This is a genomic window from Pelotomaculum sp. FP (assembly GCF_004369245.1).
Taxonomy (GTDB): Bacteria; Bacillota; Desulfotomaculia; order Desulfotomaculales; family Pelotomaculaceae; genus Pelotomaculum_C; species Pelotomaculum_C schinkii.
Window position 1 is genome coordinate 1 of sequence record NZ_QFGB01000064.1, and the last position, 23,673, is coordinate 23,673.

Sequence of the window (23,673 nt, forward strand, 5' to 3'; positions counted from 1 at the left end):
TGCAGGACTGGATTATTGCCTTTGACTATTCCTTCAACCTGATTAAAGAGTTGATTAAAGAAAAAGGGCCGGACCATCTCGTCCTGATCACCGACGCCGGGCAACCGGGAAATAACCCTGTACCGGGTTGGAAGTCGTTTATCAAGACGCTTTTAGCCCAGGGGATAAGCGAAGCGGATATCAACGTCATGGCCAAGGAAGTACCGGCCAGGTTAATCGGTCTGTAAACGAATGGATTCGGTTGTCCGTAAAAATATCAATATATAAAAGGGGTGTAACTAAATGGTGGATTTGAAGGAAAAGGTGATCGTAATCGACCCTGAAATGTGCACAGGCTGCCATTCGTGCGAAATGGCGTGTTCAATGAAGAATTTTAGTAAGTCTCATCCGTATTATTCAAGGGTCCGTATCAATGAGTTCCGTGAAGTCAATACTTTTATTCCTGTAACCTGCCAGGCTTGCGAAGAAGCGCCCTGTATCAAGGTTTGTCCTATGGGCGCCCGCTACAGGACTGAGAACGGCGCTGTGGTTACCAATGAGGATGCGTGTATCGGCTGCAGGGCATGTTCTTACGCTTGTCCCACAGGCGCGCCCGTTATAAATCCTGACAATGGTAAGACGATGAGCTGCGACAAGTGCGCCGGAGAGGAAATGCCCTGGTGTGTTAAGGCCTGCACAATGCAGGGCGCGCTCCAGTATGTCCCCAAATATATGGTCGCCAAAACTTCGGGTAAGAAACATGCATGGGAAATGAAAGAAGAATACAAGCCTCAATTAGCCAAGAACGACGACGAACCCAAGTTCAATTTTAGTTTTTCTTAAAAATAATCACTCAAACAAAGAGTACTGGTTGTATTATAAACAAATATAAGGAGGAAACAGGTATGCATGGTTGGGCAGGTAATAGACTGAGAGTTGACCTTACTGAAGGGACATATAAAGTAGAAAAATTGACGCCGGAATATTTACGCAGGTGGATCGGCGGCAGGGGCTTAAACTCCGATATCGTTTACCACGAAACCTGGGAAGGTATGGATCCCCTTGACCCGGCAAACCCGTTATGCTTCGCGGCGGGTCCGCTGACCGGTACTTTTGCTCCGCTGGCCGGCAGGACAACCGTCAGCGCCCTTTCACCGATGACCTGTTCATATAGAGGAACTAATGTCCATGGTCATGGTGATACCAACATGGGGGGACAGTTCTCCACCTACCTGAAATATGCCGGCTATGACCAGATCGTGGTTAAGGGTAAAGCTGCAAAGCCGGTCTATATCTTCATCGATGACGATAAAGTTGAAATCAGGGACGCCAGCCACCTCTGGGGACAAAAAGTCAAAGCGGCGACGAAACATCTCATTGAGGAGTTGGGAGACCCCGACGTTAAAGTTGCCTGTATCGGCCCGGCTGGGGAAAACCTGGTCAGGTTCGCCTGTGTGGTCAATACCTTCAGTTCTTCCGGCGGACGTACCGGTATGGGTTGTGTAATGGGTTCAAAGAACTTGAAGGCCATCGCAATCAGGGGCACCAAGCCGCTGACTTATGGGAATCCTGATAAATTTGCCAAGGAAGCCTGGAAGCTGCGGGAAGTCGTCCATAATTCCCCGTCGGCCATCAGGCGGCGGGAAGAAGGTACCTTTGACCTTTTTGACGCCGGCAATATTATCGGTATCAACGCGCACAAAAACCACAGCACAGGTTACATGCCCGGCATAGAGGAAACATACGGCGGTATCCAGTGGGCCAGTAAATACCTCTTCAGGAGAAAAGGCTGCTGGTCGTGCCCGGTTAGCTGCGGCCGCTACACCTACATCAAGGAAGGAAAATATGCCGGTTTCCACTGTGGCGGGCCGGAAATGGAGAGCGCCTGCAACCTGGGGCCTAGAATTGATTCCACTGATGTTGATGAAGTCAATATAATGTGCGGCATGGTAAATGACCTGGGCTTGGACAGCATCTCAGCGGGAGCTGCGCTTTCCTGGTCAATGGAGGCTTTTGAGAAAGGCCTGCTTACTAAAGAAGATACCGGCGGCATTGAATTTAAATGGGCCGACATGGAGACCTCGAAAAAAGTGCTCGAAATGATAGCGTACAGGGAGGGTTTTGGAAACCTGCTGGCTGAAGGCAATATCCGCATAGCTGAAATTATCGGACGTGGAACTGATAAAATAGTACCTCACTGCCGCGGACTGGAGCACATCAGCGTCGACCCGAGGATTGCCATGGGCTTTAGCCTGGGCTATGCGATGTCCACCAGGGGTTCGGACCACCTGAAAAACTACTCCTGCCTGGAGTTCCAGGGCTGCGCCATGAGCCGTAAAGAGTTGGTTTTGGACGCTTTGGGACCTGAATTAAATGAGGAGTTCTGGAAGGACTTCCCAAAAGAGCTTTATACTCTGACCACTAAACCCAAGCTGGTTTACTGGTCTGAAAAGAACAAGTGCGTCGCCGACCTGGTCGGCTGCTGCTGTCAGGCCATCGGTTCCTGGGGCGGCGCCGGTGACTGGCGCGCTTATACCCCGCTGTTCCGCGAAGCGACCGGGTTTGATATGACTGATGAGGAGATCTTCCTGGCTGCGGAGCGTGTAATCAACATTGAAAGAGCCAACTGGAACCGCGCCGGAAGCGCCCGCCAGGACGATACTCATATCGACAGGTTCTTTGACGAGGGAGTCGTAGACGGCCCGTATAAAGGCATGAAAATTGACCGGGCAGAGTGGGCCTGGGCGCAATCAGAATACTACAAATATCATGGCTGGGATGAAGAAGGTTTTATTACCCCGGAAAAAGCGACCGAACTTGGTATTGAGGAAATCATCCCCGACATGGAAAGCGGCCGCAAGCTGTACAGGGAATACCTAAGCAGAATCAATAATCAATAATTAATTGATTATTGAGCCTTACTGTCGGCAGCCTGAGCTTTTTGATTGGTCACTGTGCAATTAAAGGTCTTTGCAGGGCGAAAGGAACAGGCTGCCGGTATGCAAGGCTACATTTCAGCCAAAGGAGGTGTAATATTGCATACAGTTATTATAGGAAACGGGATTGGCGGCAATGCTGCGGCTTTCGGCATTAGAAATTATGACCGGAATGCTAAAATAACAATCGTCACCCGGGAAAACTGTCCTGAATACGAACCCGGCGCACTTCCTTATTATGTCGGCGGTAAGATACCAAGGCAGAATGTGTTTTTAAATAATTTCGATGACTATAAAAGCAACAATATTGATCTTATCGTACAAGAGGCTAAGGAGATTGACTCTGAACAAAAAAAGGTATATTTAGACCGCGGCAGTGAACTGACGTACGACAACTTAGTAATTGCCGCCGGCGGCGATCTGGTAATGCCGCCTATCAAAGGCATTGAAAAAGAAGGAGTGTATGGCTGCAAGGTCCTTGCTGACGCTGACGCCCTTTACGCCCGTAACGGTAAAGCTGCCGTTGTCGTTGGCTCCGGTCTTATTGGTATTGAAGCAAGCGAGGCCTTGAAAGAAAAGGGTTTTGAAGTATATTTGCTTGAATTGGCCGGCTGGATCATGCCGCGGACATTTGATGAATATGCAGCCAAAAAGCTGGAAAAAGGCCTGACTGAAAACGGTATTCACGTGTTAACCAACGAAAGACTTCTCAGCATCAATGGTGACAGTAAGGTGGATAGCGTCACGACAGACAAAAGGGAAATTCAGTGTGATACTGTCGTGCTGGCCATAGGTGTGGCGCCATCAACAGGGCTGGCCAGGCAGGCAGGGACGGAAATCGGGCTGACACGGGGTATCAAGGTCAATGAGAGGATGATGACAACCGTCCGGGATATTTACGCCTGTGGTGATTGCGCTGAAACGACGGACGCCATTACGGGGGAAAGAGTCCTTATCCAACTAAGGCATAACGCCCTGGAGCAAGGTAAAGTTATCGCTAAAAACTGTGCCGGGATACCCAGTGTTTACCCGGGAGCCTGGAGTATTACGAGAGCGCATTATTTTAACACGGATTCTGTATCTATCGGAAAAACGTTAACCGGTATAGCGGATCAAACAGATGTTGAAGTGATAGAGAGAGAATTCGGCAATGATTACTGCAGGTTAATCCTTAATAAAGGCAAGTTAGCCGGCGCCCACGCTGTCGGCAGGTTCGCCAAAGACATGGGAATTTTATTCGGGTCTATGTGGAGAAAGGATGATTTAGCTGAGCTTAGGGCTCAGTGGCAAAAGGTAACGTTGATTAATTCCTGCTACCCCTGGCACTATCGCGTAATTGGCCGGTATATGAACCTAAAATAAAAACGAGGAGGCTAAAAAAATGAGTGACAATAGACCACCATTTGCAAACCCTACTCCCTCTGGCGAAGCAGTGTTAGCGTTTTACCTGGCATGTTTGTGGCCTGTCGCTACTGGTATGGCTCCCCATAGTGCCGGTATGATTTTGGTTGCTCTGGGTTTTTGTGGTGCGATTGTACAAACCGTCGCCGGGATCATGAACATGAGAAATGGCATTGTATTGACCGGCAACATCTTTTTAACCTTTAGCGCCTTTATGTGGTACGGCTGTCTGGAACACCTCCTCATAGCACTAAAAATTATACAAGGTTCGACCGCCGTGGTGGACGGTATTGTGTTTGGGGTTATGGCCCTGCTAATGTTAGGTTGGACTCCTTGTTTTATGTTGAAAAATACCGTCGGTTCCTTATTTATGCTTGTAACAGATGTATTCTTTGTCTTTGCCTCCCTATATTTCTTGACCGGTACAAAGCTTTTCTGGGCTATTGCCGGTTGGGACCTGCCCCTGGTGATCCTCGCTTGTGTATGGCAGGTAGTCGGTTCTGTTGTTAACGAAATTTTTGGACGCGAAGTGTATTGGATGGGTAAGCCCTGGATTACAAAAAAGCCTGTTCCGGCAAGTAGCCAGCAAGTAAGTCTGGCGGCCAAGTAAATAGCTGAATAAGCGGTAAGGGTTAATGAGAATAAGGGGTATAACATGATGACAAAAAACACCGGTATAATTGCTGACATCAAAAAGTTTGAAACACACGACGGTCCAGGTATCAGAACAACAGTTTTTATCAAGGGGTGTTTTTTGAGCTGCAGGTGGTGCGCCAACCCCGAAACTCAGGAACCCTTACCTCAGCTATATTTTATTCCTAAAAGATGTAAAGACTTTGGAGCTTGTGTTGATGCCTGTCCGGCAGGAGCCATCAGCACGAATACGGACCATAAAATTGACCGCCAAAAATGCACATATTGCATGAAATGTGTGGAAGCATGCCCTTATTCCGCCTTCAAGCAGGTGGGTAGGATAGTGACAGTTGATGAAGTCATCGAGGAGGTTGAAAAGGACAAACCTTTCTATGGTTCGGATGGCGGTTTAACCATAAGCGGAGGTGAACCTTTATACCAACCTGTTTTTACCAAAGAGTTACTAAAAATAAGCAAAGAAAAAGGGATTTCCACAGTCCTTGATACAACAGGCTATGCAAAATGGGAAGTTCTTGAGGATGTCCTTGAGTATACGGATATGGTCCTTTTGGATATAAAGCACATGGATCCGGTAAAACACAGGGAATGGACCGGGGTATCAAATAAAAAAATTCTGGAGAACGCCAAATTAATAGCGGATAAATGTAAAACAAGAATATCGGTACCATTGGTACCCGGCTTTAACAACTCCCGTGACAACTTAATAGCAACAGCGGAGTTTTTAACGACAATTAACGCTGAATGGGTGGATATAGTTCCCTTGCATTCACTAGGCTCAAGTAAATATGAATTCCTTGGCATAACATCACCTTATACCGAAATTGGGGCAATAAGTAAGGAGGAAGTGATCAAGGCAAGGGATATATTTGCCCGGTACGGGTTTAAAACAACAATCGGGCGAATGATGTAGGAAAATTATTTTGGAAACGGCCGTGGCCTGCCCAAGGTATTAGAGAATATCCTGTAAGCTCCTGGGGTTGATCAAGCCTAAATTGAAGGGAGGGGCGAAAATATTGCTAGTTGAAATGAAGGTTTATGGTGAGATATCCTTTTTTATACCAGGCGCAAGGCATGGCCAGACTTTTAAAGTAGAGGTACCCCAGGGTGCAACTATCGGAATGGTCCTGGACAAATTGGGTGTTCCGAGGAATGTCTTTGGTTTGTTCCTGAACGGGCGGCATGTCACTGTTGACAAAGTCTTAAACGAAGGGGACAAGGTTTACCTTTTGGAAGCGCTCAATGGGGGTTAACCGCATAAGGCCGTATTGTAATTCAAATTGTTGATTAGTTAAATAAAAAAATGATAGGAGAATGTATAACATGGCAAATTTACGTACAAATTTTTTAGGTGTGGAAATAAAAAATCCGGTGGGGGTCACTTCATGTGACTTTGGCGGCAGCGCCTATTTAGCCAAACGGGTCATTGACCAGGGTATCGGCTGGCTGGTAGGAAAGACAGTGCATAAAATTGACGGACCGCACCGCTGGCCCAGGCCGTATTTTTATTCACTAAAACATTTTGGACCGGAATTAAGGGACAGCTGGGTCTGTAGCCAGATGTTCCACAATATGCCTTATGAAAAGTACATGGAAACAGAAGGCCCCGCGACCTTAAAGGTGTGCAATGATAACGACGTCCTTTTTATCGCCAGCGTATCCGGGATCGGGCTTGATTTAGAATCCTGGACCTCCCTGTGTAAAGACCAGGAGGCCATGGGCGCTAAAGTAATCGAACTGGACACCGGCGGCCCCCATGCTACCTTCGGAGCGGTGGAAGCACATAAAGATGTAGGCGCCCCCCTGGCCCTCGATCCCGACACTGCCTATACCGTTACCAAAGCCTGTGTGGACGCCGTGAAGGTCCCGATTGTTTTCAAAATGACCCCGCAGTGCGTTAATACGGCAGCACTAGCACTGGCTGTGGAGAGAGCCGGAGCAGCCGGTATTTCCGCAAACAACGCCTTCTACGGAACCTGGATCGACCATGAAACAGGCACGTTCTACGGTGGCCCTTATTCCAGCGGCGGCCTGATGGGCCGGGCCTGGCAGCTGTTCTCCCTGGCCAAGGTTCTTGAGATTACCGCTACTACCAAAATTCCCGTGATCGGGATCGGTGGTATCTTCACGTATGATGACTGCGTCCGCTACATGATGGGCGGCTGCAGCGTCGCCGGACTGTGCTCGGCGGTTTATTCCCGCGGCGTGGGCGTGCTGAAGGATTGTATTGAAGGCATGAGCGCATTTATGGACCGCAAAGGCTATAAATCGGTGGAAGAATTCACCAGGCTCTGCGTTGATGACTTCTCTTACATCAGGGATTGGCCGAAAGAAGAAGCCCCGATGCAATATCCATCACCCGTTGTTCCTAAGTTTGACTTAGATAAGTGCAAACGCTGCGGCACCTGTGAAAAACTATGCGCTTACGGTGCTGTGCATGTTGATAAAGAAAATGGTCCTGTATATAACGAACATTGCATGGGTTGTGCCTGGTGCCAGGGTCATTGCCCCCAAAATGCTGTCACAATGGTATTGAAGGATACCGGCGACTTGGTTTGGAACGGCAGAGGCTTACCGGAGCAATGGTGTAAATAGACTAAGAACATGAGGTTAATACCGGTGGATTGTGCACCGGTATTAACCTTAATGATTGTTATTGGAAAGAATTTGGAATGGCAACGGCAAGGACTTCGATATAAAGCCATTGCCATTGTTTTTTAGCTTGTCTAAAATTTCTCAAAGCACTGTTAATCAATCAGTGCTTGAGAAATTTTTTACTGCTATGAAAATAGTGTCCAACATAAGAAGCGAAACCCCAAAAAATGTGGGTGCGAATTGATACATAAAATATTTTGGTTTTATTGGACAATTTTCTTGGAATTATTTCTATCCAAGCAGGAACTATATCTTTAAGGTTGAAAAGAACTTAACGCAAAATAAATTTTTTGTAGAAAAAGAGCGAGGATGTTTCATGAATAATACGAACCAACTGGACCAACTCTGTATCAACACGATCCGTATACTGGCAGCGGAAGCTGTCGAAAAGGCGAAATCAGGACACCCCGGCATGCCCATGGGCGCCGCCCCTATGGCCTATGTGTTGTGGACCAAGTTTTTGCGTCACAACCCGGCCAATCCTTCCTGGCCGGACCGGGACCGCTTTGTTCTGTCGGCCGGGCACGGGTCGGCGCTGCTTTACAGCCTGCTGCATTTAACAGGTTATGATCTTACTTTGGAAGAATTGATGGATTTTCGCCAGTGGGGCAGCAGGACACCGGGCCACCCCGAGTATGGACATACCCCCGGAGTTGAGGTGACTACCGGGCCTTTAGGCCAGGGCCTGTCCAACGCGGTCGGTATGGCCATAGCCGAGCGCTTTCTGGCTGCCCACTTCAACCGGACTGGTTTTGATATTGTTGACCACTACACTTATGTGATTGCCGGTGACGGTGACCTGATGGAGGGGGTCACCCACGAGTCGGCCTCGCTGGCCGGTCACCTCAAGCTGGGACGCCTGATCTGCCTGTATGACGACAACCATATTTCCATCGAAGGGGATACCGAACTGGCCTTTACCGAGGACCGGGCCGGCCGCTTTGAAGCTTACGGTTGGCAGGTTTTGCGGGTAGAGGACGGGAACGATACCGCCGCCCTGGAGACCGCCCTTGAAACGGCGCTGGCTGAGCAGGAGAAACCCTCGCTGATCATGGTGCGTACCCATATAGGTTTCGGCAGCCCCAACAAGCAGGGTAAATCCGCCGCGCACGGTGAGCCGCTGGGTTCCGATGAATTAAGGTTGACCAAAGAAAACTTAAGCTGGCCTTCGGCTCCGGCATTTCATGTTCCGGACCAGGCCCTGGAGCATTTCCGCCAGGCATTGGAGCAGGGCAGGTCCCGCGAGGCCAAATGGCTGGACCTGTTTGACTCCTACAGAAAGGCTTTCCCCAAACTTGGGCAAGAATGGCGGCAGTGGCTGAGCGGCCGCATGCCGGATGGGTGGGACAGCGCTATCCCCGTTTTCCAGGCCGGCGAAAAAGGAATGGCTACCCGGGCGGCATCGGGCGCATTTCTCAATGCGGTTTGGGGCAGCCTGCCCAACCTGCTGGGCGGGTCGGCCGACCTGGCGCCCTCCAATAAAACATACATCAAAGGCGCCGGTGACTTTGCCGCCGGTTCCTACCAGGGACGGAACCTTCATTTTGGTGTACGTGAGCATGGCATGGGTTCGATCCTCAACGGGATGGCGTTGCACGGTGGCCTAATCCCCTACGGGGCTACTTTTCTGGTTTTCTCCGACTACATGCGCCCGCCCATCCGCCTGTCGGCGATGATGGGGTTGAAGGTCATTTATGTCTTTACCCACGACAGCATCGGGGTGGGCGAAGACGGCCCCACCCACCAGCCCGTAGAACACCTGGCCTCGCTCAGGGTAATCCCCGGTCTGACTGTCATTCGTCCGGCTGACGCCAACGAAACAAGCGAAGCCTGGCGCGCCGCGCTGAAGGTAAACGGGCCGGTGGTCCTGGTTTTATCACGCCAGAACCTGCCGGTGCTGGACCGGCAGAAGTTTGCCGCGGCAGACGGGCTATACCGCGGCGCCTATACTCTCAATCAGACAGGCAGCGCCAGTCCGGACACCATTATCATGGCCAGCGGCTCAGAAGTCCACCTGGCCCTGCAGGCTGCGGAAAGACTACAGGAAAGCGGTGTTGCGGCCCGCGTGGTCAGTATGCCGAGCTGGGAGTTGTTTGAGAGACAGCCGGAGGACTACCGCCGGGAGGTCTTGCCGCCACAAATAAAAGCGCGGGTGGCAGTGGAGGCCGGCAGCAGCCAGGGCTGGCAGCGTTATACCGGAGATAGCGGCGAAATTATCAGTATCGACCATTTTGGGGCATCATCCCCTGCCTGCACACTTTTTGATAAATTCGGGTTCACCGTGGAAAATATCGTTGAGAAGACTTTAAAGGCGGTACAGGCGTGTAAAAATGCTGTTTGAACTGATGGCGCCTTTTTATGACAAGTTCATGCAAAAGGCCGCCCTCGACCACTCCGGCTATATACCGGAGTGGTTGGAGCCGCTGGAGGGCAGTGAGGTCCTTGACCGGCGGTACCGGGAAAAACGCTGTTGGGCTGGCCGCCGCCGGCTGCAAACAAAACTGATAGCCTTTGTAGAAAGGCTGTTCGCCGAGCCCGCAACCTTTACCAGCCCGGATGTCATACAAAATAATAGCGAAATTTTTTTGCATGGTGATTGACTTTGACTATTCTTGACGTATAATATTACCAGGAGCAGGTTCTAATCTCAATAATATTTTTTAGGAATTCTGCGGTAATATTTATAACGCATTGAGGAGGTATAATGGAATGAGTAAAACAGTAGGCATCGACCTCGGCACTACCAACTCGGTCATAGCGGTGATGGAAGGCGGTAAGCCCACTGTTATTGTTAACACCGAGGGAGCACGCACCACGCCTTCCGTGGTTGCTTTCAAAGAGGACGGAGAAAGGCTGGCCGGCCAGGTGGCCAGACGCCAGTCAGTTTTGAATCCGGAAAACACGTTGTATTCGATCAAAAGATTTATCGGCCGCCGTTACACTGAGGTGGCTGACGAGCGCAAACTGGTACCGTACAAAGTAGCAGCCGGGCCTAATGATGCAGTTCGCTTTGATGTTAGAGGCAAACTGATGGCGCCGGAGGAAATATCGGCGCTTGTCTTACGCAAGCTGGTGGATGACGCTTCCAAGTACCTTGGCGAAAAGGTAACAGACGCGGTGATCACCGTACCGGCCTATTTTAATGACGCCCAGCGCAACGCCACCAAGGACGCAGGTAAAATCGCCGGCCTGAACGTGCTGCGCATCATCAATGAACCAACGGCGGCAGCCCTGGCTTATGGCCTTGATAAAAAGGCCAACGAAACGATCCTGGTGTTCGACTTGGGCGGGGGGACCTTCGACGTCTCGATCCTGGAAGTCGGCGATGGGGTTTTTGAAGTGAAATCCACCAATGGAGACACCCACCTGGGTGGTGATAATTTTGACAAGGCGGTTGTCGACTGGATCGCCGGTGAGTTTAAGAAGGATAGCGGGATTGACCTGCGCCGGGATAAGCAGGCCCTGCAGAGGCTGACCGAGGCTGCAGAAAAAGCCAAGATGGAGCTTTCCACAACCATGGAAACCCAGATTAACCTGCCGTTTATCACAGCCGACGCCAACGGTCCGAAACACCTGGAGATGAAGCTGACCCGGGCCAAGTTTGATGACCTCACGCGGCGCCTGGTTGAGCGCTGCCGTGGTCCGGTGTTGGCCGCCCTCTCTGATGCCAAACTGACCGAAAAGGACATTGATGAGGTAATCCTGGTGGGTGGCTCCACCCGCATTCCGGCGGTGCAGAAAATGGTGCGCAGCCTGACGGGAGGCAAGGACCCGCACCAGGGGGTCAACCCCGACGAGGTGGTCGCGATTGGGGCCGCAATCCAGGGAGGTGTCCTGGCCGGCGAAGTCAAAGACGTCCTGCTGCTTGATGTTACCCCCCTTTCCCTGGGTTTGGAGACCCTGGGAGGGGTAATGTCCAAGCTTATTGAGCGCAACACCACCATCCCGGTGCGTCGCAGCCAGGTATTCTCTACCGCCGAAGACAACCAGCCTGCCGTCGACATCAACGTGCTGCAGGGAGAGCGGGAAATGGCCCGTGACAACCGCTCCCTGGGACAGTTTAAGCTGGATGGCATTCCCATGGCTCCCCGGGGTGTACCGCAAATCGAGGTAACCTTCGATATTGACGCCAACGGTATTTTGAAAGTAAGCGCCAGGGATAAGGGCACGGGCAAGGAGCAAACTATCACCATCAGTGGTTCCACCAGCCTGGACAAGGGAGAAATCGACCGCATGGTACGTGAGGCCGAAATGCATGCCGCCGAGGACAAACAGCGCAAGCAGGAAATCGAGGCCCGCAACGAGGCCGACTCTCTGGCCTACCAGGTGGAACGGCAGCTTAAGGATTTAGGTGAAAAGGTCCCCGTGCACGAAAAAGCGCGCATTGAACAGCTTCTGGCAGATTTAAAAGCTGCGATTAAGGAAAACGCGTCCATCGAACGGGTCCGTGCTCTCAAGGACGAACTGCAGCAGGCGGCCTACACGGTTTCTCAGTCTGCCTACCGGCAACGCGCCGGAACAGATCCGGCAGGCAACCCCGGCAATCGCGCCGGTGACGATGCCATCGACGCCGAGTTTGAGGAGAAATAAACAACGCCCTGCGACTTGCGCCCTACGACAGACCGGCAGCCGGCCCGGCTGACGGTCTGTCAGTCAGGGGTGCGAAAGGACGGTGAAAGTTGAGTGAGCGTTTCTTTCCAGGACTATTATGAAATATTAGGCGTCAGCCGCACTGCCACGGAGAAGGAGATTAAGTCCGCCTACCGCAAGCTTGCCCGTAAATGGCACCCCGACCTGCATACCGGCAGGGACAAGGAAACGGCCGAGGAAAAAATTAAAAAGATTAACGAAGCCTATGAGGTCCTGAGTGATAAAGAAAAACGGGAAAAATACGACCGCCTGGGGGCTAATTGGCGGGCAGGCGATGATTTTCAGCCTCCGCCGGATACGGAGGGCTTTCATTTTTACACCGGGGGAGATGCTGGAGCGAGCGGTTTCAGCGACTTTTTCGAGGCAATCTTCGGCGGCGGTTTTGGGCGCGGCGCCAGGACCTCCAGGCGCGGTCCGGTACAAGGACAGGATGCGGAAAGTGAGGTTGAACTCACCCTTGAGGAAGCCTACCGGGGCGGACAAAAATCACTGCAGCTGTCCACGCGGGAAATATGTCAAGCCTGCGGCGGCCAGGGGCATGACGGGCAGTCTTTCTGCCCTCGTTGTGGCGGGACGGGGGTGACCTCGAATACTAAAACACTGGCTGTGAAAATCCCGGCGGGAGTTGCCGACGGCAGCCGGATTCGTTTAAAGGGCCAGGGTGGGGAAGGTCTCAACGGGGGAACCAGGGGAGATCTTTACTTGAAGGTGCGCATCCTCCCACACCCGCTCTACAAAGTCCGGGGAAGCGATCTGGAGACCGAGGTTACGCTGCGGCCCGAACAGGCGGCGCTGGGAGACCAGGTCTCGGTCCCGACCCTGGACGGAGCAGTGTTGATGAAAGTGCCTGCAGGCTCCCGCGCCGGCAGGCGAATGCGGCTGCGGGGTAAAGGTTTACCGCATAAAGGCGGGCGGGGCGACGAGTATGTAATTATAAAAATAGATATCCCTGAGCGACTGACGGCGGAAGAAGAAAAGCTGTACCGGCAACTGGCCGCGTTGAGGAAAGGGGTGTGAAAACTGTGAAGAAATATTATCTCCAGGTTTACCATCACTCTCTTTCCACAGGCCCGGAGGGGGAATGGGTCGATATAAGCAGCCTGGAAATCCACCCGGAGATAGCAGAAAGGCTGGCTGAACTGGGTATCGTGGAAATAAGGGAGAACCATATCCAGACCGGCCAGGCCACTCGTGTGCATAAACTGATGCGCCTGCGCTATAGCCTTGGTGTAAATGTACAAGCTGCGGCTATCATTATGGACCTGCTGGAACGAATTGAAGAACTGCAGGATAAAATAGAGCGACTTAATCGATGAGTCAGGCCTAAGACAGGGGACGTTCCTCTGTCTTATTTTTTTTATTTGCTGATATACCCCCTAAAAGGATTGGCTCATTCGTATATATTTGGTAAAACCGCAAAGGAGGAGAAAATCAAGTGAGGAAAGTCTTGTATGTAGTTGTTGTGCTGTCAATGGTGTTGATGCTGTCGGCTGGAGCCGCCATGGCGAAAAACCAGGACGGGGAAAAGGGCAACGCCGGAAAGGCAAAGGCTGCTGTTCAGAGTGATAGCACGCAGAGTGATAGCACGGTACAGGCCGACAGCGAAAAAAGTAACGGTGAAAGCAAGGTAACAGGCCAGGGGCACAAGTCCTATCAGGGACAGCAGTTGAAGGAGTTCAAGCAAAAGCTGGACGCCTGCCAAGCACAAGGGGAAGTAGAAGAGGACATTCCTGATATTAATGGGCACTGGGCCGCGGAAAGTATCAAGAAAATGAAAGCCATCGGCGTATTTGAGGGCTATGAAGACGGGACGTTCCGGCCCGAGGATTCAATTACCCAGGCTGAAATAACGGTCCTGGTGATGAGAATGGCTAACAAAGATACCCGGCAGGAAGATAACCAGTTAACAATTGAAGACCTTAATCTGGAAGACGTCCCCGATTGGGCCCGGGAATCAGTACAGGAAGCAGTGTACAAAGGAGTTGTTAATATTAACCGGTTCCATTCCCAGGTGCAGGCCGACCGGGCTCAGGTAGCAGTTCAGCTTGCCAAAGCGCTGGAACTGACCCCCGTCGATACGGAGGACATACCTTTTGCTGATGGCAGCCTGATTTCGCCGGAGGACCTGGGTTATATCATGGCCCTCTATCAAGAAGGGATTATTGTCGGCTCACCGGAAGGGAAGTTTAACCCCAACAGCGCCATTACCAGAGCTGAAATGGCGGTAATTGCGGAAAGGGTTATAAATCAGTCGGAATTGGCTCCTGATACTGAGCAGGACACGGAACAAAACACGGAACAGAATATGGAACAAAATACTGAACAAAACACTGAGCAAGACACGGAACAGAACACTGAGCAGAACACAGAACAGAACACAGAACAATAAAGTCTAAACAAGGTTTAATATTGAATTAGAGCCGGCATACAAATGCCGGCTCTGGTTTTTTTAATGGACGCTACAGCTGTTGGATAGTAGCCAGTATGTTAAAGTTATTTGCAGAATATGACTATCTTATGAGCTAATATGTAAAATCATGGAATATGGATTTTGGCCTTGCCAAAAAATTATATCGAAATATGTCGTAATATTTTGAAAAATAAATGTAGGAATTTTTGTTAATTATGTGAAAATTCATATATAATATTCCTGAGAGGAGGTTAATGAGCATGAGTGATCTGGCTGCTCTTTTGAGGAACAAGAAACAATTGCAGGAGGACCAGGAAGCGCAAACAAGTGATATCAATGAACAATGTCCAGTGGAGATAAAATCATTTTATGATCGACTGGAAGATTGGCTGTCAGACTTAATTGAAGAAAAAATAATATTAACTTCTTATGAAAGAAAAAGATTAGGCTCTTATTATTCAAAGAGATTCAAATTAAAAGCAGGAGAAGATGAAATCGAATTCATACCTAAAAAAAGGGTAGTTGTGGGATCAACTGGAAAAATACAAATGAAAACAAAAAAGGGGAACATATTTTTTATAAGAGACAGGGACGGTATTTGGAAACAAGTGGTCTCCAAATCACCATTAAATGTTGAAACTTTAACAAAACCTTATTTTAGGGGATTGCTGAAATCGCTGTTGTCTTAAATAAACCTCCAGGACATGGCTTTTGACTAAAGGCTCATTGCAGGATCATTTTTTTAAAGCTTTACTCTCTATTCCCCGGGAATGCCTTGATTCTCCCACAACCAGGCCAGGCGCTGTATTGATCCGTGCCAGTCCGCCCGGCAAATGCCTGCAGGGTCTCCCAGCAGGCAATCAGTTACCAGGTAGGTCTTCATGCCAAGGGTTCCAGCAACCAGGTCCTCATCCACATTGTTGCCTACCATCAGGCATTCCTCAGGGCGCACACCAAGGTGTGCGGCAATTTCACGGTAGTACCCGGGATGTGGTTTGCAAAAGTGCATGACTTCATAGCTGGTAATTAAATTCCACGGAAAGTCATCCACATCTGCCCAGGACATCCGGCTTTGTATAGCTGTCAGCGGGAATAGAGGATTGGTAGCCAGCGCAATACGCAAATTGCGCTCCATGGCTGCTTTTACCAATATGCGGGCTTCCGGGCATGGGTGGGCTACGTAGGACAATTGCCGGAACTTTTCAGCGTAAAACATTTCAAGCAAGGGCCGGATAGACGGGAGCCTTTCTCCCAGATGATTCTCAAAATCTTTCCAAAAAACCTCTTCGTTGGTAAATACCAGGCTGTTATTGGCGGCCATAGCCGAGGTACTTGCCATCAGAGCCTGTTTAAAGGCGTCAGGTTCGATTACCGGACGTACGAAGAGGGACAGCTCTTTTAAGTATTCGTTCATGAACTTCCTGTGGTCCATTGGTAATAGGGTTCCATCCAGATCAAAGAGGACTACCTGCAGCACTTCCACATCTCCCATATAAAAATATAATAATTGATGGCCAAACCAGCAACCTCTTAAGAGCCACTTTTGATGAGCTGAAACAAATGGATTGCTTTTAAATTATATTAGCCGGCTTTGCATTGTGAAGTCAATGGTCCTTCCGGTAAACAGGCCGGCCCCGGATTCACCTGTTAAGGCAAACCGGGGCCGCCGGGCAATTAATAGTTCTGGCTCCAGAGCTCATAATAGCTCTGGGGGTGGTCGCAGGCCGGGCAAACGTTGGGAGCGTCCGTACCTTCGTGTATATAACCGCAGTTGGCGCATTTCCACAGCACTTTTTCATCACGGTGGAATACCTTGCCTTCTTTAATGTTCTGCAGAAGTTTCAAGTAACGTTTTTCATGCGCTACTTCCGCCCTGGCGATAGCGCTAAATACTGCGGCGATCTCGGCAAAACCCTCCGCCTCAGCTGTTTTAGCGAACTCGGGATACATGACAGTGTGCTCATACTTTTCTCCTGCGGCAGCCCCCTCCAGGTTATCCTGGGTTGTCCCGATGATACCCGCGGGGAATGCGGCGGTAATTTCCACCTCGCCGCCGGTAAGGAATTTAAACAAGCGCTCCGCGTGTTCCTTTTCGTTGGCGGCGGTCTCCAGGAAAATGGCCGCGATTTGCTCATAGCCCTCCTTTTTGGCCTTGGAAGCAAAGAAAGTATAGCGGTTTCTGGCCTGTGATTCGCCTGCGAAAGCAGTCAGCAGGTTCCTTTCGGTATTCGTTCCTTTTAATTCCATTCTTGTCCCCCCAATTTCTTTTTCACTTAATCTGTGCGAACATATTGCAGGAATGAATTTTACCTGCGTTAGAGCGAGAATATCATATTTTTTTTAAGAATTTATTTCGTAAAGGTTAAAAATTTATTACAGAAACGTAGCCGATCCTTTGACATCGCAGCGCTTTTAATATGATGATAAATAATTTTGCATAGAAGGAGGGGCAAATAAAGAGAATAGTGATAAAAACACCCGGAGGTAGTCATGGAATACCTGGTTTGGGCTGTTGTGATGTGGCTGCTGGTTTTTATCCTGGTCCCTTTGAACAGGCTTAGGCTGCTCTGGCCAGTGGCGATTGTTTCAATCCTGCTGCTTTTTGTCATGAATTTTACCTTTATCCAGCTGGGTTATTACCATTTCACGAAAAGTGCGCCCGCTATTGCCGGTGTCCCTTTGTTTGTGTTGGTTGGGGGAGCGGGCGGCGGGATTTTGCTGATGAATTGGATGCAGCGCAACTCGTTTTACAAAATGCTGCTGGTACTGCTCTTCAGCGGCCTGCTTGTTCTGGCCACCGAGGCTTTGATCAGGTCGGGAGCTTTTGAGATGCAGAACGGCTTCAACCAAACACTTCATTACTTTATCAATGTAGCCGGTCTGTCCATCCTGGTATGGCTGTCCTTTGCCGTGACCGGCGAGGAAAAGATTTACGAGGGCAGTAAGGGCAAGATATTTTAAACGTACCCATTAGCTGTATGCCAACAGCTGCGGATGACCGGGCAAAAAGCTTTGTTCTAGCCTATCCGGACGACGATACGATGAAAGATGTCCACAGTACTGCCCAGGTAAAAGGCCGCATCCTGCATTTGGCTGTATATTTCATGGTGCTTCAAGGCTTCCATGGCATCGGCAGTTTGAAAAAGTTCCGACATGCCCTTGCGGTAATAGTCTTCCATCTCCGCATGGGCTTTCCTTATCTCCTGGATGCGGGTCTGTGACTCGATGGGTTTGTTATCGAGGATTGAGATCATAGCCCCGGCAAATATAGTTGTACCCTCACTCAGCGCCTCCGTCATTTTAATAAAGTATTTGCGTGGCTCCACCTTGTATTCGACAATGGACAGCAGGGTGGATTTGGCGTACTCAACGATGCGGTCCATTTGGACCGAAATATAATAGAGTTCCTGCCGGTCAAAAGGGGTGACGAAGGCTTCATACAATTTTTCCTCCATCTCCATGCGGACAGTGTCTGCTTGCGCGGCCAGCTGGAGCAGTAAATCATAGTTTTCAGCTGAAGGCTCCAACAGCCAGTCAAGCAGGGTCTGCACCCCCTGTGCTGTTAATTCCGCCTGTGTGCGCAGCATGCCGACAAAATCCCACTTCTGAGGGAAAACTTTATTAAATATATTTATTCCCATGGCTAACTCTCCTTTATGGTTTACCGGCTAACCAATAGACCGGGTAGTATATTAACGCGGCTACCAGCGCCGCGGAAGGAATGGTGACAAACCACGCCACGATCATTTCCTTCCCAATATTCCAGTTGACCATACGGTGTTCGTCCCCTGCCCCCGCTCCGAGGATGCTGCTGGCCATCACATGGGTGGTGGAGACAGGCGCCCCAAGATAGGTTGCCATTAAGATGGCTGCTCCAGAGGAAACCTGTGAGTTGAGACTGTGGATGGGACGAATGTCAAAAATGCGTTCGCCCAGAGTTCTCATAATCGACCAACCCCCGAGAACAGTACCGCAAAACATCACCAGGGCGCCGCTTAGCCTGACCCAAAGGGGTACCGCTTGCTGCTGCAGGTTTCCCGAAGCGATTAAGGCCAGGGTGATCAATCCCATTATTTTTTGGGTATCGTTGGCGCCGAAGCTGAAAGCCAGCACCGCCGCCATTACCCACTGCAACCCTTTTAGCCAGCGGTTGACAGTGTTCCTGGCGTTTCTCAAGGCCAGACTCAGCAGCTTTTGAAGTAAGTAGGCCAGGATGAAGCCCAGTGGCGGTGAAATGAGCAGAGCGGCAAAAATCCTCATCATCCCGGTCAATTCATGCGTTTCCCCGAACAGTTGGCTCCAGCCCCATAATACCTGGTGAAAGCCGTTTGAAGCCCACACCGCTCCGATAATGCCGCCAACCAGGGCATGGGTTGAACTGGAGGGAACCCCGAAATACCAGGTGATTAAATTCCAGGCCACTGCCGCCAGTACGGCTGCCAGTATTATGGTCAGCAGTGAATTACTCATGGAAACGCTGACAACATTGGTGAAGGTATTGGCCACAGAACTGCCCCCCAGCATTGCGCCGCTGAAGCCGAAAACCGCCGCCAGCACGACGGCCTGGCCGGGAGAAGCGGCGCCGCAGGCAATAAAGGTAGCCACAATCGAGCTGGCGTCATGCAACCCGTTGGTGAGAGCAAAAAGCAATGCCGCTGCGACCACGACCACCAGCAGAATGTAAATCTCAGCAGTCATAGGCGGACAACCCTCGTCTCAAGTTTGGGAATAGTTTGATATCTCTTAATTTACATCTTTTTCAGAGTAAACTCAAAGTAATTTTTTAGTAGAGCAGTTGGAAAAAAAAACAATCGTTCATGTTTGGCCGGCAAACTTATTTCCATTGTAAGATTTATTCTTATAAATTGTGCTTTAGTCAGCTTTACCGGTATGCCTTATACCGTGCTGATGCCGGTATTTGCCAGTGAAATTCTGCACGGCGGGCCGCACACCCTTGGTTTTATGATGGGCGCCTCAGGCATGGGAGCCCTGACCGGCGCCGTTTATTTGGCTTCAAGGAAGAATATCAGGGGATTGGAAAAAAATATACCGTTCGCGGCAGGGCTTTTCGGCACAGGCCTAATCTTTTTTTCACAGTCCCGCAGCTTCTTGTTTTCCCTGTGCCTGCTTTTGTTTACCGGCTTCGGCATGATGGTGCAGATGGCCTCGTGCAATACCGTGGTCCAGACTATTGTAGATGATGACAAGCGGGGGCGGGTAATGAGCCTGTACGCTGCTGCTTTTATGGGGGTGGTACCCTTCGGCAGCCTATTTGCCGGGACCATGGCCAGTTGGCTCGGCGCTCCCAACACCGTCCTGGTTGGAGGAATCGCCAGCGTTGGCGGCGCGTTGCTATTTAGCAGCGGGCTTCCTGCTTTGAGGAAAAGCATCCTGCCCATATATGATGAAAAACTGCGATCGCAGGAGTAATCAGAGGTTTAATACGATAAATAGTGTTTCGCGCTATGATAACTATCTATTCCATGATGTATATCTAAATGAATTGTACCGTAGTGCATAATATGTTTTTAGGGTAGTGACCATGCCGCTATTGCGGTACCATCAGAGGATGAAACCTCAGCAATGTTGGTGTAATTTCAATCGTACTTGCACTGTACGGCAGTTTAAGGATACTAAAAAAAGCGCTGGCAGACAAAATTCAACAGGTTGATGGTATAGATGAATCATATATGGTTTTAAAGGAGGAGTTTTAAAAGAGGCACGCAAGCGGATTAAAGCATTTGCGCAGGTTGTATTGTACCAGCAGGCATTTTACAAGCAGTACAGGCTGTCAACGATCTTGCAGTGGCGAAGGAAGCAGAAAACTAGACTTATTAATGAGGATTAAGTGTTGGTTTTAATTGATAATCAAGTTTCCACCATATAAGAATATAGTCAGGCAGCTTAAAGCTCTTCATTAAATCCCCTACTGTAGTATCTTCAGGTCTAGGGTGATTTCCTTGAAGACTTTTTTTTGTCACCTCTTCTAAACTGCAGAGATAATTTACTTCTAGTTTTATATATTACACGTTTTGTTTAGATAATGTTGTATAATGGTTAAACAAACAGGATTTTAGCTGGTATATAAGTAGTTAGGGTATATTTAGTTTTTTACATAATGTGTTTCTGCTGATACCTAATTTATTAGCAAGTTTAGTCTTATTATAGCCTGTCTTTTCATAAAGTTTAAGGATTAATTCTCTTTCCATCTCTTCAAGGGTGCCTGAGGGGACGGCAATATATTCAGCATTGCCGTAACATAAGGTTGTATTTTTATAATCGTTTATTTCTATAAATTTTTTTAGGAAATTATTATCTATTGATTTTCCGTTTGATAATACAAATAGCCTTTCTGTAAAATTTGCCAATTCTCGAATGTTACCTGGCCAGTCATATGCCTCTAACCATGATTCAAGCTCATGTGAAATTCCTGTAACGTCTTTTCCGTATTTTTTATTGAAATTTTCAACGAAGTAATTAAATAACTGTTTAACGTCACCTTTTCTTTCACGTAGTGGTGGCAGTTTGATCTGTAAGACATTTATACGATAGTACAAGTCTGGACGAAAATCACCATTCTGGACAGCCTCATGCAAATTAACATTAGTGGCGGCTATTACCCTTGTATCTATTGGTATAATTTTGTCGCCGCCGAGATGCCTGACTTCCTTTTCTTGAAGAACACGCAATAGCCTGCCCTGGAGGGAAAGTGGTATTTTACCGATTTCATCTAAAAAGATGGTTCCCCCATGAGCTAATTCAAATAAACCAATTTTACCGCCTTTTTTGGCTCCCGTGAAAGAACCTTCTTCATAACCGAAAAGTTCACTTTCCAGCAGGTTTTCAGGTAGGGCAGCACAGTTAATAGCTACAAAAGGGCCATCTTTACGGGGGCTAACGTTATGAATACTCTGGGCAAATAATTCTTTACCGGTGCCGCTTTCTCCATAAATCAAAACAGTAGAGTCTGTTTCCCCATATATTTTTGCTATTTCTATAGCTTCTGAAAGAGATTTACTGGTACCAATAATATCTTTAAAAGTGAACTTAGTAAATAAACCTTTTTTATGAATTTCTTTACGTGTCTTTTGTTCAAGGTCTTGCAAAGCACTTAGTCCTTGAAAACGAATAACCGAGCCAAAATTTTCATTATCATTAGTTACAAGGCAACGATTAACTACAACCTTTACTCCCTCGATTTCCACCAAATTTCCAAAACAGGGGTTACCATCCCCATATACTTTTTCCAACCATATGTTGTTTACATTGTAAATATATTTATGCAAAGCTTGCTGGTCATTTAATTTAAGAATGCTTTTAGCCTCATCGTTTATAAGCATAATCCGGTTATTTTCATCCATTAATAAGATTGCTTCCTTTACGGAATCCATTAAGGTACGTAAGCGTTGGGTATATCCCTTATCTATTTTTCTAATTCTGATTACTTCTTTAGCTCTTTCAATTGCCTGTATAATTGCACGACGACTGGAGCGCACAATAACTCCCTGCATTCCAATTTCTGTTGCCATGTTTACACCAAGTTTGCTTCCTGTGACCAGGACTTTCATACCGTCGCTATGTGCCTTGCGTATTTGTGATTGAAGTTCCGTAAAATCCCTAAAAGTGTATCTTCTTATAGATGTCCCCAAAATTTCCTCTATGTTTTGGTAATCGTGGCTGCTTTTATGGTAGATTGAATCTAAAAAAGCTATTTTTTCAGGGCTTATTTTTTTTGCTTCCCAAAGTGCCAGCAAGACATCGAATTCATCGGCTTCTGCTTTAATAACCGGAATCTCAGTGAAGTTCATAAGCTCGTTGGCAGTTCCACCTCTACTGATGACAACTTCTATGTCTTCCTTTTTGGCAATATCGAGAACTGTTCGAACAGCATCTTCAAGAACACCGCCCACGATAATAGGTTCAACCGAAAGCTTACGACATATTGACTCGGTTATTATGCCAAATTCCGGATATGGGGAGGTAATAATAATTCTAGGCAGCATACAAAGTTCACCCCTCTATGAAAAGAATAAAATGGCAATCTTAATTCATTAATCTATAGAACCAAGACAGCAGAGGCTTTCTATGTAATTTTAACACAATTTCCAAGCTTAAGAATCAAGTAATAGCTCTCTTTAGAGCCATGATGGAACTGTGAAACCAGATAAATCCTGTAGTCGTTCTGGGTATTTGCATGATCTGGATTTAAGCTAAAAGATAATCTTATTTATAAGGATGGGATTAAGAATATCATTAAGTACGCATATAGCGGGGTTTCTGGTATCCCAAACTGTTCTGCGGCTACCTTAGTACCTCTTTCGGGGGATGATTTGATGGCTTCTGCTTTGAACTCTTTTGGCCTAGGCTTGCATCGCTCTATCTTCTTTTACCTTGGTTGTTATTTCGAGTTTGCTGACTCAACCAGTGCGAGGCTACTCCATTCCAAGAGGTTTTCAAAATGTGAGCGGACTTTGCGAAAATATTGAGCAGTGCATTTCCTGAAGTATTAAATTTAGGGTTATTTTTTATGTGGCACAAAAGTTGCTCATCATTATTTAGGTGAGATATTAGAAAACATTTACTTTATGCCAGGGGGGTGTATTTATTAAAATGGGTAACTACTTTGCAAAAACAATTTTTTATTGGTTTTACTGAAGGGGAGTCCGACAGTGATAGTAAGAAGCAATGACCAGGCAATAAAAATTATACTTACCTGGAGCATAGTTGTAAATGTAATTATGTTAAATGGCTTAACAAAAATGTGGCGTAGGAATATTGGGTAATATTTCAATTGATGCATATTCTATCCATCGATTTCGCTTCAACATCGGAGGCAATGATGATTAATATCTGTAAGTTGTAATCAGTAGTTATGCACTTTCAGTAAATTAGTACCAAAAAACATTTTTAAAAAATGCTCAAAAAATACTCAAAAGCCCTTGACATTTTCAAAATCGCCCAATAATCGAAATGGATGGTATTTTATGCCAT

Annotated in this window: 22 protein-coding genes; 17 read left to right on the plus strand and 5 right to left on the minus strand. The window is 48.2% G+C overall.

Going from position 1 to position 23,673, the window contains the following annotated elements:
* From Psfp_RS21840 to Psfp_RS18140, 15 genes are all read left to right on the plus strand, one after another.
* The coding region (locus Psfp_RS21840; RefSeq protein WP_348981160.1) for a hypothetical protein at window positions 1–227 on the plus strand (227 nt) is incomplete at its 5' end.
* A gap of 55 nt (window positions 228–282) precedes the next feature.
* Complete coding sequence (locus Psfp_RS18075) at window positions 283–822, plus strand: 4Fe-4S dicluster domain-containing protein (RefSeq protein WP_134219939.1); 540 nt, start codon at window positions 283–285, stop codon at window positions 820–822.
* A 62-nt stretch (window positions 823–884) separates the two neighbouring features.
* Entirely contained in the window at window positions 885–2,879 is a 1,995-nt protein-coding gene (locus Psfp_RS18080; RefSeq protein WP_134219919.1) for an aldehyde ferredoxin oxidoreductase family protein, read from the plus strand.
* 135 nt (window positions 2,880–3,014) lie between these two features.
* A complete protein-coding gene (locus Psfp_RS18085; protein ID WP_190239479.1) occupies window positions 3,015–4,277 on the plus strand; it encodes an FAD-dependent oxidoreductase in 1,263 nt (420 codons plus the stop codon).
* A 19-nt stretch (window positions 4,278–4,296) separates the two neighbouring features.
* Complete coding sequence (locus Psfp_RS18090) at window positions 4,297–4,926, plus strand: hypothetical protein (RefSeq protein ID WP_134219921.1); 630 nt, start codon at window positions 4,297–4,299, stop codon at window positions 4,924–4,926.
* Window positions 4,927–4,974: 48 nt separating this feature from the next.
* On the plus strand, window positions 4,975–5,880 hold the full coding sequence (locus Psfp_RS18095) for a glycyl-radical enzyme activating protein (protein ID WP_243120782.1): 906 nt from the start codon (window positions 4,975–4,977) through the stop codon (window positions 5,878–5,880).
* 103 nt (window positions 5,881–5,983) lie between these two features.
* Window positions 5,984–6,220 (plus strand): MoaD/ThiS family protein, encoded by a 237-nt coding sequence (locus tag Psfp_RS18100; RefSeq protein ID WP_134219923.1) that lies wholly within the window; start codon window positions 5,984–5,986, stop codon window positions 6,218–6,220.
* A gap of 70 nt (window positions 6,221–6,290) precedes the next feature.
* Window positions 6,291–7,562 carry a hypothetical protein gene (locus Psfp_RS18105; RefSeq protein ID WP_190239478.1) on the plus strand — a complete coding sequence of 424 codons (1,272 nt, stop codon included), beginning with the start codon at window positions 6,291–6,293 and terminating at the stop codon, window positions 7,560–7,562.
* Between the two features lie 376 nt (window positions 7,563–7,938).
* Window positions 7,939–9,963 (plus strand): transketolase, encoded by a 2,025-nt coding sequence (tkt, locus tag Psfp_RS18110; RefSeq protein ID WP_134219925.1) that lies wholly within the window; start codon window positions 7,939–7,941, stop codon window positions 9,961–9,963.
* A complete protein-coding gene (locus Psfp_RS18115) occupies window positions 9,953–10,222 on the plus strand; it encodes a hypothetical protein (protein WP_134219926.1) in 270 nt (89 codons plus the stop codon). Before tkt ends, Psfp_RS18115 begins: the two co-directional genes overlap by 11 nt.
* Before the next feature lie 109 nt (window positions 10,223–10,331).
* Window positions 10,332–12,212 (plus strand): molecular chaperone DnaK, encoded by a 1,881-nt coding sequence (gene dnaK, locus Psfp_RS18120; protein ID WP_134219927.1) that lies wholly within the window; start codon window positions 10,332–10,334, stop codon window positions 12,210–12,212.
* A 93-nt stretch (window positions 12,213–12,305) separates the two neighbouring features.
* Window positions 12,306–13,289: a DnaJ C-terminal domain-containing protein gene (locus Psfp_RS18125; protein ID WP_134219928.1), complete on the plus strand. Its 984-nt coding sequence runs from the start codon at window positions 12,306–12,308 to the stop codon at window positions 13,287–13,289.
* 5 nt (window positions 13,290–13,294) lie between these two features.
* Window positions 13,295–13,588, plus strand: coding sequence for a chaperone modulator CbpM (locus Psfp_RS18130; protein ID WP_134219929.1), 294 nt, complete (start codon window positions 13,295–13,297; stop codon window positions 13,586–13,588).
* A 119-nt stretch (window positions 13,589–13,707) separates the two neighbouring features.
* Window positions 13,708–14,661 carry an S-layer homology domain-containing protein gene (locus tag Psfp_RS18135; protein ID WP_134219930.1) on the plus strand — a complete coding sequence of 318 codons (954 nt, stop codon included), beginning with the start codon at window positions 13,708–13,710 and terminating at the stop codon, window positions 14,659–14,661.
* A gap of 281 nt (window positions 14,662–14,942) precedes the next feature.
* Window positions 14,943–15,371 (plus strand): hypothetical protein, encoded by a 429-nt coding sequence (locus Psfp_RS18140; RefSeq protein ID WP_134219931.1) that lies wholly within the window; start codon window positions 14,943–14,945, stop codon window positions 15,369–15,371.
* 68 nt (window positions 15,372–15,439) lie between these two features.
* Here the strand turns inward: Psfp_RS18140 and Psfp_RS18145 are convergent, their stop codons facing one another.
* Window positions 15,440–16,174 (minus strand): HAD family hydrolase, encoded by a 735-nt coding sequence (locus Psfp_RS18145; protein WP_134219932.1) that lies wholly within the window; start codon window positions 16,172–16,174, stop codon window positions 15,440–15,442.
* Between the two features lie 182 nt (window positions 16,175–16,356).
* Window positions 16,357–16,929: a rubrerythrin gene (gene rbr / locus Psfp_RS18150; protein ID WP_134219933.1), complete on the minus strand. Its 573-nt coding sequence runs from the start codon at window positions 16,927–16,929 to the stop codon at window positions 16,357–16,359.
* A 243-nt stretch (window positions 16,930–17,172) separates the two neighbouring features.
* Here rbr and Psfp_RS18155 point away from each other — a divergent pair, with 243 nt between their 5' ends.
* Window positions 17,173–17,643 (plus strand): hypothetical protein, encoded by a 471-nt coding sequence (locus tag Psfp_RS18155; RefSeq protein ID WP_134219934.1) that lies wholly within the window; start codon window positions 17,173–17,175, stop codon window positions 17,641–17,643.
* Window positions 17,644–17,699: 56 nt separating this feature from the next.
* On the opposite strand, the gene Psfp_RS18160 is transcribed toward Psfp_RS18155, so the two are convergent.
* Together Psfp_RS18160 and Psfp_RS18165 are read right to left on the minus strand one after the other, a co-directional pair.
* The gene (locus Psfp_RS18160) at window positions 17,700–18,323 is read right to left on the minus strand and encodes a DUF47 family protein (RefSeq protein ID WP_134219935.1); all 624 of its coding nucleotides are present in this window, start codon (window positions 18,321–18,323) and stop codon (window positions 17,700–17,702) included.
* 13 nt (window positions 18,324–18,336) lie between these two features.
* Window positions 18,337–19,380, minus strand: a complete 1,044-nt coding sequence (locus Psfp_RS18165) for an inorganic phosphate transporter (RefSeq protein WP_134219936.1) — start codon at window positions 19,378–19,380, stop codon at window positions 18,337–18,339.
* 123 nt (window positions 19,381–19,503) lie between these two features.
* Here Psfp_RS18165 and Psfp_RS18170 point away from each other — a divergent pair, with 123 nt between their 5' ends.
* Window positions 19,504–20,112, plus strand: a complete 609-nt coding sequence (locus Psfp_RS18170; RefSeq protein WP_282434359.1) for an MFS transporter — start codon at window positions 19,504–19,506, stop codon at window positions 20,110–20,112.
* A 662-nt stretch (window positions 20,113–20,774) separates the two neighbouring features.
* Here the strand turns inward: Psfp_RS18170 and Psfp_RS18175 are convergent.
* Complete coding sequence (locus tag Psfp_RS18175) at window positions 20,775–22,685, minus strand: sigma-54-dependent Fis family transcriptional regulator (protein ID WP_134219938.1); 1,911 nt, start codon at window positions 22,683–22,685, stop codon at window positions 20,775–20,777.
* Window positions 22,686–23,673 lie beyond the last annotated feature (988 nt).